The 12,057-nt window shown below is 43.5% G+C and carries 10 protein-coding genes; 6 read left to right on the forward strand and 4 right to left on the reverse strand.

Translation table 11 applies throughout. The features are described 5' to 3' along the window. Nucleotides 1–703 precede the first annotated feature (703 nt). The 4 genes from ACJ751_RS12750 to cydB all read left to right on the forward strand — a co-directional run bounded on the left by ACJ751_RS12750 (nt 704) and on the right by cydB (nt 6,187). Nucleotides 704–2,839, forward strand: coding sequence for a peptidylprolyl isomerase (locus ACJ751_RS12750; protein ID WP_407745879.1), 2,136 nt, complete (start codon nt 704–706; stop codon nt 2,837–2,839). 227 nt (nt 2,840–3,066) lie between these two features. Beyond that, nucleotides 3,067–3,573 carry a DUF2480 family protein gene (locus ACJ751_RS12755; protein WP_407745880.1) on the forward strand — a complete coding sequence of 169 codons (507 nt, stop codon included), beginning with the start codon at nt 3,067–3,069 and terminating at the stop codon, nt 3,571–3,573. Between the two features lie 145 nt (nt 3,574–3,718). Beyond that, on the forward strand, nt 3,719–5,125 hold the full coding sequence (locus tag ACJ751_RS12760; RefSeq protein WP_407745881.1) for a cytochrome ubiquinol oxidase subunit I: 1,407 nt from the start codon (nt 3,719–3,721) through the stop codon (nt 5,123–5,125). A 27-nt stretch (nt 5,126–5,152) separates the two neighbouring features. Beyond that, nucleotides 5,153–6,187, forward strand: coding sequence for a cytochrome d ubiquinol oxidase subunit II (gene cydB, locus ACJ751_RS12765; protein WP_407745882.1), 1,035 nt, complete (start codon nt 5,153–5,155; stop codon nt 6,185–6,187). A 51-nt stretch (nt 6,188–6,238) separates the two neighbouring features. Here the strand turns inward: cydB and ACJ751_RS12770 are convergent, their stop codons facing one another. From ACJ751_RS12770 to ACJ751_RS12785, 4 genes are all read right to left on the reverse strand, one after another. Then, the gene (locus ACJ751_RS12770) at nt 6,239–7,210 is read right to left on the reverse strand and encodes a sugar phosphate isomerase/epimerase family protein (protein ID WP_407745883.1); all 972 of its coding nucleotides are present in this window, start codon (nt 7,208–7,210) and stop codon (nt 6,239–6,241) included. A 92-nt stretch (nt 7,211–7,302) separates the two neighbouring features. Then, a complete protein-coding gene (gene corA / locus ACJ751_RS12775) occupies nt 7,303–8,406 on the reverse strand; it encodes a magnesium/cobalt transporter CorA (RefSeq protein ID WP_407745884.1) in 1,104 nt (367 codons plus the stop codon). 103 nt (nt 8,407–8,509) lie between these two features. Then, nucleotides 8,510–9,076, reverse strand: coding sequence for a hypothetical protein (locus ACJ751_RS12780; RefSeq protein WP_407745885.1), 567 nt, complete (start codon nt 9,074–9,076; stop codon nt 8,510–8,512). A gap of 175 nt (nt 9,077–9,251) precedes the next feature. Further along, nucleotides 9,252–10,346, reverse strand: a complete 1,095-nt coding sequence (locus tag ACJ751_RS12785; protein WP_407745886.1) for an iron-containing alcohol dehydrogenase family protein — start codon at nt 10,344–10,346, stop codon at nt 9,252–9,254. A gap of 430 nt (nt 10,347–10,776) precedes the next feature. Here ACJ751_RS12785 and ACJ751_RS12790 point away from each other — a divergent pair, with 430 nt between their 5' ends. Both ACJ751_RS12790 and ACJ751_RS12795 read left to right on the forward strand, forming a co-directional pair. Further along, nucleotides 10,777–11,334 carry a peroxiredoxin gene (locus ACJ751_RS12790; RefSeq protein ID WP_394365450.1) on the forward strand — a complete coding sequence of 186 codons (558 nt, stop codon included), beginning with the start codon at nt 10,777–10,779 and terminating at the stop codon, nt 11,332–11,334. Between the two features lie 73 nt (nt 11,335–11,407). Next, a complete protein-coding gene (locus ACJ751_RS12795; protein WP_407745887.1) occupies nt 11,408–12,007 on the forward strand; it encodes a carboxymuconolactone decarboxylase family protein in 600 nt (199 codons plus the stop codon). Nucleotides 12,008–12,057: the final 50 nt, after the last annotated feature.

The raw sequence follows: 12,057 nt of genomic DNA on the forward strand, positions 1-12,057 counted from the left end.
AGCAACATATTTTTTTCTTTTTTCAAGCGTTCGATCTCAGAAAACAAATCGATCGTGGGGTCAATCTCGATGTCAAGGAATCCTTTCTTCGGCACATTTTTTTTTGCGTTAGCTACGTGGATATCTTCCATAGTATTTATATTAATCTCTTTTTTTTATAAATAACCTATTATTATTACGGCTGTGAATTAGTGGATAAAATGACTGTCAGGAAATTTGGTAAAGTTACAACAACCTGGTTATCCACGGTTTTCCACCTTCTCTCCACATACAACAAATAAGGACTGGCGTAGGTTTTAGACAGTTTTCCACGCCGGTGGAATAAAAAGGGCCTGAAAAGAATTAACGATAATAACATTTAGAAAGTCTGTTAATGGAGGTCTAATAACCTGGGGTTTTTATACACCGTTTGATAGGTGAAAGTACTGATCGAAACTTATTGGCCAACTATCCACCGATTCTGAAGTGTGAAAACCCGGGTTACCAACATATTTTAGAGGTTATCCAGTTTTAATGTTAGAATTGTTTTCACGACACTGTTCCACAACGATCGCATATATTAGAATATTTGGCGTTATTCACAGCTATGGGGACAGGTAAAACCTTTACTTGATGCTGGTTTTGAGCGGTTTTCCACAATTTGTTCATAAACATTTTTCACCTATTTTTGCCATCCTTATTAAAAGAGGTATACACTTATTTTATGTCAGTTATTCAATCTATCCGCGACAAAGCAGCGTGGATTATCATTGGTGCGATTGCATTAGCCCTTATTGCCTTTATTGTACAGGATGCCCTTCAGGGAGGCGGCCGGGGTTTGTTCAGCGGTAATTCAACTACGCTGGGTAAAGTTAATGGTACCAGTATTGATGTCCGCGATTTTGAGGCACGTTACAAAATGGCCGAAGATAACTACCGTGCTCAGAATTACCCCGTGAATGACCAATTGCGTAGCCAGATCCGTGAAAGCCTGTGGAACGAGTTCGTTGAGGACGCGTTAATGACAGACGAATATGCCAAACTCGGCATCACTATATCTGACAAAGAAGTGGGTGATATATTATATGGTGCTAACCCGCCCCAAATGTTAAAACAACAGTTTACCGATTCAACCGGTAGATTTAATGCACAGGCTGCTTACCAGGCCATTCGTTCATTGAAAAAAGGTACGCCTCAATACACCAGCTTCTGGGGTGAGTTTGTACCTGCCCTCGAAAAAAGCCGTCAACGCGAGAAATTCACTTCACTGGTTGGAAAAAGCATGTACGTTCCAAAATGGTTGTTGGAGAAAACCAATGCCGAAAACAGCCAACGTGCAGCTATCTCTTATGTGAATGTGCCATACTCTACTATTCCTGATTCTACAATCAGATTAACTGAGGATGATATTCGGGAATATATTAATAAACATAAAGACGCTTACCAACAGGAAAATGAGCGTAACCTGGTATACGTTTCTTTCAACGCTGCTCCCAGCGCTAATGATACCCAGACAGTATATAATAACGTAGCCAAACAGCATGATGCGTTGGCCGCCGCCAATACTACTGCCGAAATTCAAACCCTGATTGCTAACAGTGCAAGCGAAACGCCATTTTTTGATGGCTATGTGCTGAGCAGCCACATGCAAATGGGCAATGCCGATACATTGCGCAAACTGGCCGATGGTCAGATCATCGGGCCTTACCTGGATGGTCCAAATTATACCATGGCTAAAATGGTTGGCCGTCGTCAAATGCCCGACAGTGTCAAATGCCGTCACATCTTAATTAAAATAGGCGATCAGCAAGGTCAGGCCAGAACCGACAGCGCTGCTAAAAAATTGATCGATAGCATTGAAACTGCTATTAAAGGCGGCGCCAACTTCGACAGCATGGTTGTTAAATATAGCGACGATGCTGGCAGCAAGGATAAAAAAGGTGAATATGAATTCACTTCTTTGCAGTTCTCTAACCTGAGCAAAGAATTTGCTGAAGTGATCTTCTACGGTAATGTGGGTGATAAGAAAGTGGTGAAAGTTGAGAACCAGTCTTACAGCGGTTACCATTATATAGAAGTACTGAGCCAGAAGAAAATGGAGACAGCTTATAAAATTGCTTATATCTCTCAGGCCATTGTTCCAAGTGATGAAACAATCAACACCGCCAGCGGTATGGCTTCGCAGTTTGCTGCAGCCAGCCGTGATCTGAAACAGTTTGATGATAATGTTGCAAAAGGAAAGCTGAATAAATTACAGGCTGATGTGAAAGAATCTGATTTCATGATCATGGGTCTGGGCGAATCACGTGAAATTATTCGCTGGGCGTTCAATGATGCTAAAAAAGGAACTGTAGCTGAGCATGCCTACCAGGTAGGTGATAAATTTGTAGTACCTGCAGTTACCAACGTTTCTGAAAAAGGAACCATGTCAGTTGAAAAAGCCCGTCCATTGGTTGAATACAAAGTGCGCAATGAGAAAAAGGCTGAGAACATTGTTAAGAAAATTGGCAGTCCTTCAACCCTCGAAGCAGTAGCACAAGCTACCGGTCAACAGGTATTTAACAATGACAGTATTTCTTTCGGCAGCTCGTTTATTCCAAATGTGGGCAACGAAATGAAAGTACTGGGCGCTTCTTTCAATAAAGAATACCAGTCAAAAGTTTCTGGTCCAATAAAAGGTGAAATTGGCGTATTTGTTATTAAGGTTAATAACATCAGTGCAGCACCTAATCCAAACTTCGATGCCAAAGCGCAACAGCAGGCCATGCAACAACAAATGGGTGCTATGTTTGGTTACAGAGTTATGGAGATCATGAAGAAATCGGCTGACATAAAAGATAATAGAATAAGATTCTTTTAGTTAATAAGTTAACAAGTTAATAGGGTTGACAAGTTTTAAGCTCGTCAACCCTATTTTTTTGAAATTCACTCATATCAGCTTGTTTATCAGCGCGAACCTTCAGATCTGGTTCCCGTATCAACTTGTCAGCCTGTCAACTTTTCAACCTCCCTCTAAGATGGACTCAATAAACTTGTTTACTATTTAGCTTATTCCGTGTTACCTTTGTATCTGTTTAGTGAAAGTATATGAGTGAAGAAATAGTAAATAAGGTCGCGCAAAGCCAGCTGGTCACCCTTGACCTGGAAAGCTATTTTCCTGCGGAGGAAATTGCGGTCTTTGATCTGAAGCCCCATTTATTTATGGAGCTGATCCTGAAAGAAAAGGAGTTCCGCGCCGCCTTGCAAAACAACGATTGGAGTGTTTACCAGAATAAAGTAGTAGCCGTTACCTGTACAGCAGATGCCATTATTCCCATGTGGGCTTATATGCTGGTGGGGTCGTATCTGCAGCCGGTTGCAAAGGATATTGTTTTTGGGGATGAAGCAACTGCCCGTCAGCAATTGTTTGTACAAAAGATCGATGCCATCGACGCTACGCCGTATATTGATAAACGAATTGTTGTAAAAGGTTGTGGGGAGATACCCATAGGAGAGTTTGCCTACCTGGCCATAACAAAAAAGTTGATGCCGGTAGCTAAAAGCATAATGTATGGCGAACCTTGCAGCACAGTGCCTATCTTTAAAAAGAAATAACTAACGAAGCCGATGCCATAGCGTCGGCTTTTTTTTTGGCCCCCTCCCGGCCTCCCCCGGTTGGGGGAGGAGGAATGATTAATACGATTGCTAAGTCCAAATTGTAGCGCATTTACATAGAACTAAGAACTAAAACTGCCCGACCATGGACGTTGAAATATTAGCACGCATCCAATTTGCATTCACTATTGCCTTTCACTACATCTACCCGCCTTTAAGTATCGGTCTTGGTTTGTTGTTAGTTGTGTTTGAAGGCTTGTATTTGAAAACGGGCAATAAAATGTATGAGCAGATCACCCGTTTCTGGATAAAGATCTTCGCCCTGATCTTTGGTATAGGCGTAGCAACCGGTATTATAATGGAGTTTGAGTTTGGTACCAACTGGGCCACCTATTCAAAATACGTGGGCGATATTTTCGGAAGCGCCCTGGCAGCGGAAGGTATCTTTGCATTTGCGTTGGAATCTGGCTTTTTGGGAATACTCATTTTTGGCTGGAACCGGGTTAGCTCGCGCGTGCACTTCTTCTCCACTGTCATGGTCTTCCTGGGTTCCATGTTCTCCGCCATCTGGATTGTGGTAGCCAACTCCTGGCAACAAACGCCCGCCGGTTTTCATATTGTAGGTACTGGCATGGAAGCCCGCGCAGAGATCACCGATTTCTGGGCCATGGTCTTCAACCCCTCGAGCGTACAACGACTGATGCACGTTTGGATAGCCGCCTTTCTGGCCGGGATATTTTTAGTACTAAGTGTGAACGCCTGGTATATTTTAAAAGGTAAACACCTCGACATTGCAAAACGATCTTTCAAAATAGCCCTGGTAGCTGCTACTGTTTTTTCCCTGTTGCAATTGGTAGCGGGGCATAGCAGTGCTGATGTGGTGTATAAACATCAGCCGGCAAAACTCGCTGCACTCGAAGGGCATTACGATTCAATGGCCGTGGCCGATATGTTTTTACTGGGCTATGTAGATCAAAAGAATCAAAAAGTAACCGGGATCAGGATCCCCGGCGGTTTATCTTTTCTCACCCAATTTGATTTTAAAAAACCGGTTAAAGGATTGAATGCTTTTAAACCGGAAGAAAGACCTACACAGGTAAATACTATTTTCCAGTTCTACCATATTATGGTGGGGCTGGGTATGTTTATGATCGCCTTAACGCTGTATGCATCGTGGTTGAGTTTCAGGAATAAACTGTTCGAAAAACGTTGGTTGATGTGGATATTCGTGTGGGCAGTGCTGGGACCACAGATAGCCAATCAAACCGGCTGGTTTGCCGCTGAAATGGGCCGACAGCCATGGGTGGTATATGGTTTGTTGAAAACTTCTGATGCCCTGTCGAAAACTGTTACAGCCAACCAGATAGTGTTCTCCCTGGTTATGTTCGCGGTAGTGTACCTGTTGTTATTTGTGCTGTTCCTGTATTTATTAAATAAGAAAATTGTACACGGCCCCGTTGATTATGGTACCAAGGAAGATATTGAAGAAGGTAGCAAACGTGATAACCCTATATTAGATCACACTGGAAAAGGCGCGATTGCAGCCCACTAACCAAACTACTCACTACAATTTTTTAACATGGAAACTTTCTTAGGATTCGATTATAACGTTTGGTGGTTTTTAGTTTTTGGCGCTGTGATCAGTGGGTATGCGATTCTGGATGGATTCGATTTGGGCGCTGGTTCATTACACCTGTTTTTAACAAAAGAACAAAGCCGGCGAATTGCGCTGAATGCAATCGGTCCGGTGTGGGATGGAAACGAAGTATGGCTGGTAATTGGCGGCGGCGCCTTGTTTGCCGGTTTCCCCGTAGCGTATGCGGCTATCTTCTCTGCTTTTTATGTTCCGTTTATGGTGTTCCTGGTGGGATTGATCTTTAGAGGCGTTGCCATAGAATTCAGAAGTAAAGAACCCGGGAAGTTATGGCGCAAAACCTGGGACATTGTGTATTGCGTGGCTTCTATCATTATCTCTTTATCACTCGGCTTAATGCTGGGGAATGTAGCGTATGGTATTTCATTGAATGAACATAAAGAATTTGCGGGCGACTGGTTATCGTTCTTTAATTTCTTTTCAATTATGGTGGCCATTACTACGCTGGCTTTGTTTATGATGCACGGCGCTATTTACCTCACCATGAAAACCGAGAGCCGGTTGTATACCAAACTGTATTTATTGGCCCGACAGTTCATCATCTTTTTTGTGTTGAGTTTTGTGATCACTACATTGTACACCTTATTGTATGTGCCGCACCTCAGTGATTTTTTCAGAGAGCATCCTTCTTCTTTTATTGTACCCATATTGATGGTGTTGGCCATTGCCAATATTCCGCGGTTGTTGAAAAAGGGTAATTACCGCTATGCGTTTATATTTTCTTCTGCAACTATTGCTTTATTGTTGATAATGGTGGCGCTGGAAGTGTTTCCTTATTTATTGTATTCAAGAGGAAATCCGCAATATAGTATAACGGTGCATAATGCAGCGGCATCGCCAAAGACCATGAAGATATTATTGATCATTGCATTGATAGGAACACCACTGGTGGGTACCTATACCTCATTTGTATTCTGGACCTTTAAAGGGAAAGTGAAACTGGACGAAACAAGTTATTAGGGATTTCTAACAGGGTGAGTCACCTTTAAAAGGTGACCCACCCTAAAAGATTCATTTAATCATTGCGCCCACTCGTTCGAGCAGGGCCTTTGTTTTTTTAATGCCTTCATCTTCACTTAATTTATCGCCTTCATATTCGATGCCCATATAACCTTTGAACCCGGCTGCTCTTACTACTTTCAGCATTTTCAAATAATCGGTTTCAATGCAATTACCCTGTTCATCAAAATCATGGGTTTTAGCGCTTACGCCTTTGGCATAAGGCATCATTTCACCTACCCCTTTATACCTGTCATATTCCTCAATGCATTTAGTGCCCCATTGAGCGCCGCCTTCGCGTTTGATGCAGAAGTTTCCAAAATCGGGCAGCGTGCCTACGTTTTTGCGGCCTACTTTTTTCATTACCCCAGCCAGCCATTCACCATTGGAGGTATAACCACCATGATTTTCTACTATTACATTAATGCCGGTTTTGGCGGCATATTCGCCCAGCTTACTCAGCGACTCAGCGGCTGATTTCTGCACTTCTTCCGCACTGCCCTGTCCGAAGGCGTTTACCCTGATGGTGGCACAACCCAGGTACTTGGCGGCATCTACCCATTTATAATGGTTCTCAACTGCCTCGTTTCTTACCTTGGCATCCGATGAACCCATTTCGCCTTCGCCATCGCACATGATCAGATGATTTTTAACCCCATTATCATTACAGCGTTTCAACAACTCAGCCAGGTATTTTTCATCCTTTGCCTTATCCTTGAAAAACTGGTTCACATATTCTACCACGCTGATGCCATAGGTGTTTTTGGCCATGGCAGGAAAATCGAGGTTATCCATTTCCTTTGCAAATAACTTTTTATGCAACGACCATTGGGCCAGGGAAATGGTAAAAAACAGGGGAGGGGGCGCTATGCCTGGTTCAGGGGTATTGGAAGGATTGATAAAAGATAATCCGGTGGAAGCGGCGCCAAAGCCGGCTGCCAATCCACCCAGTTGTTTTAAAAAATGACGGCGATTTGAGGGCATGGCAATAAATGTTTGGTTCCTTATAAAGTTCGGGAATTAGCACCAGCAAACAATCAAACCATGCCCGAACGTTTTGTCCGGAAGGGGCGGGCTTAAAACCACCCTTTTTTTCTGAAAGCGCGGATCATCCAGAGGGGAATAAGCAGCATGGCGCCTACTGCCAGAAAAAATCCCCAGCGGTTATGGATGTAGGGGATAGTCTCGAAGTTCATACCAAAGATGCCGCCGATAACGGTTGCAGGAGCCAGTAAACAGGTAACGATGGCCATTACCTTCATTACTTCGTTCATCCTCAGGTTCACATTGTTTATATACAGATCCTGCATACTGGCTATTATATCGCGATAGTTTTCGCTGAGATCATAGGCCTGTATAATGTGATCATAAACGTCTTTAAAATATTTGGTAGTAGCCTCATCGAGCAGATCACTTTCACTGCGGATGATGCCATTCAGCAGATCACGCACTGGTGCAAAGTTCCTTTTCAGCACGATCAGTTCTTTACGCAGCTGGTTAATACGGGCCAGTGAGCGGGTATTGGCATTGCGGATCACTTCTTCTTCCACGATCTCTATCTGCTCGCTCACTTTTTCCATTACGATGAAGTAATTATCAACGATCATATCCAGCAGCGAGTAACACAGGTAGTCTGCCCCGCGTTGCCTGATCTTGGCGTTGTTGATCTTGAGCCTGTGCCGAAGAGGATTGAATACATCCCGCTCGGAATCTTCCTGGAAAGAAAGCACGTATTTAGGACCCAGTATTATACTGATCTGTTCTGTTTCAATTGATTTTTTCTGTTCGTTGAAGTATAACATATTCAGCAGGCAAAATAAAATGCCGTCTACCTCATCGAACTTGGGGCGTTGATTAATGCTGAGAATATCTTCAATAACCAGCGGGTGAATACCATAATCGTTACAAATGGTTTCCACATCGTGTTTGCGAAGTCCGTCGATGTTGATCCAGCTGATGTACCTGCCTTCCTTGCAATGCAGACAGTCTCCCACGCTTTCTATGCCATATTCATGTACAGAATGGGCATCGTATTCGTATACGAAGATCTTTACTTCATTCGCCTCTTCGCGTTGCGGCAGAACGGTGGGATTAACCTGCAATATTTCCTTGGTTCGGGCGGTTCCGAACAAAGAGGGCAACATTAAGTAACGCAGGTATTTCTGAGGGTTCATGCTCATATTACAAAAATGGCTTAAAAATCCGAAAAATCATTTCCTGCAGTTAGATAACGCATGGTTAATAAAGCCATTGTATAAAAACCGCCCAAACGGTCAATTATACCTATTCTATCGAATTTAAGGTTAGGTCGGCGCCCAGGGTGTTTCCTTCAATTTTTAATAATAAGGGGGTAGCTGCATTGTTCAGGATCCAGATATGGGTTGAACCATTTGAGCTTTCCAGGTAATACGCATCAACAGTCTTGCCAGAAATTTTGAACTCTTGTTGCTCGGTGGGCGTTTTTACGGTATAGGTCTGCTGATCGAAGTTGATCTTTTTGTCTTTTTGCAACATATCCCACTGGGCTTTTGAGAACAGCATTACCACCTGGTCATCGGCCATATCTTCCACTGTACCGGGATTGGGCTGGCCCCAGAAACCACGGTTGCCGCTTTCAAGCGATTTGCTTTTCATAACCCAGCCGCCGCTGCCAAAGCCTTCAACACTCCACCCTACTTTAACATAGGCAGCCGTTAATGAATCTAATGAAAATACACAGGGAAAGGTTTGCCCGTTCACCATAGCAGAGAAGTTAAGTTTGGTGCCTTGTTTAATTGCAGGTGAGAATTTGTCCTGGGCAAATGAAGAGGCAGCTGCGAACAGACTTAGTCCGAAAAGGATTTTTTTCATATAACAGGTTTTTGCAGGTGAATTTACGCAATGGCAGCGTTGCTGTATAATAAATTATGATGAACGCTAAACAGGTGGGTCGTCCGTCAGCGCTGATGGCTCACCCTGGCACCAAAAAAAGGTGAGCCATGCTGAAAGCATGACCCACCTGATAAATATGAGGTAATACTATTAATTACAACTTTTCGTATAAGGCCCGCAGTTTCTCACGGGTCATAATTTTTTCCCAGTCTTTCCCAAGCGCATTTTCCCACAGGGGTTTCATGCCCAGTGATACATTGATCATGGTATCGAACTGCTCATCGGTTAAGCCCTTGCAAATACCTACGGGGATATCGATGTTATTTTTCTCAACCATTCTTTTAAATTCAGCAACGCCTTCGGGATAATAGGGTTCCAGGTGGTTCATCACAATGCAATTGCCAATGCCATGTTTGGTGCCCAGCAGGTAGCTTAGGCCATAGCTCACCGCATGTGCAACGCCAACCTGTGAATACGCGATACTCATACCGCCGGCATAGGAAGCCATCATCAGTTTATCATCACTTTCAGCATCCCAATGGTTCTTGTTTACGAAAACTTCCCGGCACAATTCCAGGGCTTTCTCGCCATATGATTTACTGAATTCGTTGAGGAAGGTTCCCTGCAGGCTTTCAATGCAATGGATGTAGCAATCCATCCCGGTATAAAAACGCTGGTTAACCGGTGCATTGGCGGCTAATTCGGGGTCAAGCACTATTTGGTCGAAGGGAGTAAAATCTGAGTTCATCCCCAGCTTACGGGTTGGCCCTGTAAGTACCGTAGTACGGGAAACTTCGGCGCCTGTTCCGCTGAGGGTGGGTATACCGGCTTTGTAAACACCGGCTTGTTTAACCAGGTCCCAGCCCTGGTAATCGGCTGAAGAACCGGGATTGTTCATCATTAAAGAAACCGCTTTGGCCAGGTCGAGGGTTGAACCGCCGCCAATGCCAATAATGCCGCTCACTGTTCCGAACTCATCTTTTAATTGTTTGGCCAGTTTATCAACCTGGGTTGTCTTTGGTTCGTAGGTAACATCGGCAAAGATCACTTTGTCCTTACCACGAAGGGGGATACGGTTGAGTAACGGTTTGCCGTCGCCGGTAGCGGCGCCTTTTTCAAAAAAGTGATCTACAAGAAAGATCATGGGCGCATCGCCTTTTCTATGTGGAGCTAAAATTTCATCGAGTTGGTTAAAACTGCCTCGGCCATAGATAACATAGCTGACCATTTTAAAGTTTCTGAACTTCATATGCTTACGCTAAATGATTTTTAACAGATACTGTGATTTAGCCGTGCGAAGGTACTGGGAAATCGTGAAACGAAAAACGTGAAACGGCAAACCAGAACCCTGGATTTAATAGGAGAATGTTACAAGTTTCAGGTTACAGGGTTCAGATCGTAAGGCCCCATTCTAATCAACCCTGTAACCAGTAACTTGCAACCTGAAACCGCATCTTGATACAACTCTGACACGTTATAGACAAAATCTATCGTTTTATAGAATAATCCTATAAATATCTATATTATTTTTCATCATCTTTGCGCACATCTAACCAGGCCGCCGACTGGCGGACAACGATTGTTTCCCAACCAAATATGTATACTGAACGCCTGCGCGTATCATGATAGGTGCGCCAACTATTTTTTGTAAAAAACAAACCCATAATATGAGTTACAGAATTTTGTCTATTGGAAGTCAGTTTCCGGCATTTAAGAAGAAAGCGGTTGTATCTATTGAGAAAGGAAAAGAATTTATGGAAATCACCAACGATTATGCTGCTGCTAAAGGCAAATGGACAGTCATGTTCTGGTGGCCGAAAGATTTCACGTTTGTATGTCCAACCGAAATTGCAGAATTCAATAAAAAACACAGCGAATTTACTGATAGAGATGCCGTATTGATCGGCGCTTCAACCGATTCAGAATTTGTGCATGCAGCCTGGAGAAGAGATCACAGCGATCTGCGCGATCTTAAATTCCCCATGCTGGCCGACACTTCCAAATCACTGGCTGAAGAGCTGGGTATTCTTGACCAGGAAGAAAAAGTTGCTTTACGCGCTACCTTCATCATCGATCCACAAGGTATTGTGCGTTGGGTGAGTGTTTACGACCTGAACGTTGGTCGTAATGTACAGGAAGTGGTTCGTGTACTGGATGCGTTGCAAACAGACGAACTGTGTCCCTGTAACTGGCAAAAAGGCCAGGAAACACTGACTGAGCAGCTGAACATGAATTAATTTTCACTCTTTGGGATAACAATACAGGGCCGGCAAAACCGGTCCTGTTATTTTAAAAGCTAAACGCAACAACATGAGCCAGGGAACTTTGGTACAAAATGAGACTTTCAACAATATGTTGAATGATTTGCAAATACCTGACTATACACCTTCTGCTACCGCACAGCAATTGATACAGGTAGAGTCGAGATATATAAAAGATCTGAAGATCAATGTGAGCAATGTGCTGAACAACACGCAATACCTGAATAAAAAGGAAGTGTTATTACTGGCCTATGCCGTAGCGGTGAATGAAAAGTTCGATCTGCTGAAAGATAGTTTTTATAAACAGGCGCAGGAAGCAGGCGCTACGGATGCCGAACTGGCTGAAATAGTTTCTTGCACTTCGCTGATGAACGCGAACAATATTTTCTACCGGTTCCGTCATTATGTGAAGAAGGATTTTTATACCAACACACCGGCCGGGATAAAAATGAGCATTATGATGAACCCGGTTTTAGGGAAAGAATTTTTTGAACTGGTGAGCCTGGTGGTTTCTTCTCTCAATGGTTGTGAAATGTGTATTACTTCTCACGAACAATCCATTTTACAACACGGCGGTACTGAAAGCCGGATCTTTGAAGGAGTGAAACTGGCAGCGATCATTAAGTCGTTGATCACTGTACTGGCGTAAATCGGCAATCGGCAATCGGCAATCGGCAATCGGCAATCGGCAATCGGCAA

The sequence above is a fragment of the Niastella sp. genome, from assembly GCF_045805085.1.
Lineage (GTDB): Bacteria > Bacteroidota > Bacteroidia > Chitinophagales > Chitinophagaceae > Niastella.

Excerpts from the sequence above, each read along its gene's own strand:
- ACJ751_RS12750 (WP_407745879.1), top strand. The coding sequence starts at position 704 with ATGTCAGTTATTCAATCTATCCGCGACAAAGCAGCGTGGATTATCATT.
- ACJ751_RS12755 (WP_407745880.1), top strand. The coding sequence starts at position 3,067 with ATGAGTGAAGAAATAGTAAATAAGGTCGCGCAAAGCCAGCTGGTCACC.
- ACJ751_RS12760 (WP_407745881.1), top strand. The coding sequence starts at position 3,719 with ATGGACGTTGAAATATTAGCACGCATCCAATTTGCATTCACTATTGCC.
- cydB (WP_407745882.1), top strand. The coding sequence starts at position 5,153 with ATGGAAACTTTCTTAGGATTCGATTATAACGTTTGGTGGTTTTTAGTT.
- ACJ751_RS12770 (WP_407745883.1), bottom strand. The coding sequence starts at position 7,210 with ATGCCCTCAAATCGCCGTCATTTTTTAAAACAACTGGGTGGATTGGCA.
- corA (WP_407745884.1), bottom strand. The coding sequence starts at position 8,406 with ATGAGCATGAACCCTCAGAAATACCTGCGTTACTTAATGTTGCCCTCT.
- ACJ751_RS12780 (WP_407745885.1), bottom strand. The coding sequence starts at position 9,076 with ATGAAAAAAATCCTTTTCGGACTAAGTCTGTTCGCAGCTGCCTCTTCA.
- ACJ751_RS12785 (WP_407745886.1), bottom strand. The coding sequence starts at position 10,346 with ATGAAGTTCAGAAACTTTAAAATGGTCAGCTATGTTATCTATGGCCGA.
- ACJ751_RS12795 (WP_407745887.1), top strand. The coding sequence starts at position 11,408 with ATGAGCCAGGGAACTTTGGTACAAAATGAGACTTTCAACAATATGTTG.